The organism is Allobosea sp. P1_A7 (genome assembly GCF_056406775.1).
Genome location: NZ_JBFTZN010000595.1, coordinates 1 through 1,122 on the forward strand (window position 1 = coordinate 1; position 1,122 = coordinate 1,122).

General features: G+C 64.3%; 1 protein-coding gene and 1 pseudogene. Both read right to left on the minus strand.

Annotated elements, in window-relative coordinates; all coding sequences use genetic code 11:
- Nucleotides 1-473: CSS-motif domain-containing protein (locus tag AC1D34_RS37875; protein WP_476827068.1), on the minus strand; the 473-nt coding region annotated here is incomplete at its 3' end.
- 445 nt (nucleotides 474-918) lie between these two features.
- Nucleotides 919-1,122, minus strand: a pseudogene (locus AC1D34_RS37880) (ABC transporter); the annotation flags it as partial.

The following is a 1,122-nucleotide window of genomic DNA, read 5'->3' on the forward strand; positions in this document are numbered from 1 at the left end:
GGGTCGATCAGGACATTGTAGTCCCCGTGGTGCAGCGCCATCCTGGCATCGCCGCCGCTCACCATCGGCATCATCCTGACGATGACCTCGATGCCGTCTGCCGTCACGTAGTCGCCGGGAGAGTGGGCAATCCTGTCAGCCGTCTGACCCCAGGATGTACATTTCAGGATTCCGTCGCGAAAATACCCAACCTCGTCGATCGAGCGGTTGTTGATCGCGAGCCTGCGCATCGCGGCAATATGCTCCTCGGTGCAAGGCTCATACGGAGTGCCGGCGATGGTCCGGAGGGCCTCGCTCGCCCCGGCGAAGGCCGTCTCCGCGCGCACGATCACCCGCTTGGCAAACAGCTCCAGCCGGGCCTGCTCGGCGCGGACGGCAAGCGTCCAGGAAATATGGAGCATCACGGCGATCGGAAGGACTGCGCCGACCAGGGCTAGCACTGACGCGACAAGGATGATGTGAAAACGCTTCACGCTTGCGCCTTCGCGAATGGCGTGCACCCCATCAACGAGCGGAGCGTACGGGTTCCGGAACTGCTGCGCAATTTGCGTCACAGACGGAGCCGATGTCTTGTCGAACTGCAGGAATAGTGAAGCGGCGCCCTGCAGGAATGACAAGGGCGTTACAATTCCCTGACGCGTTTGATCGGCGCGAACAGCCGGACATCTCCGAGAGCCAGCCGTTTCACCTCGCAAGACGGAGCCTCTACTCGTGCCGTGCGATGCCTCGCTTGAATCCCGCGACGCGGCTTGCGTGGAGCGCTCCGACCTTGAGGCGATCCGATTGAGGCGCGAGCTCCCGCCGCCATGCAGGAGGACAAAGCAAAGAGCCCGGGTACGATGACGGCGTGGCCGCCGTCATCGGGTCGCAAAACCGGGATTGCTGGGCATCGGCCCAGATTGCGCCCGGGGCGCTCGGCTACGCCGCCTCCAGCCCGAATTGCAGGGCAGCCAGCCTGGCATAGAGCCCACCTCTCGCCTTGAGCTCCGCGTGGGTGCCCTCCTCCACCACCTGGCCCTCGTCCAGAACCAGGATGCGATCGGCAGAAAGGATGGTGGCGAGCCTATGGGCGACCACCAGCGTGGTGCGGCCCTGCATCAGCCGGTCGAGCGCATCCTGGAC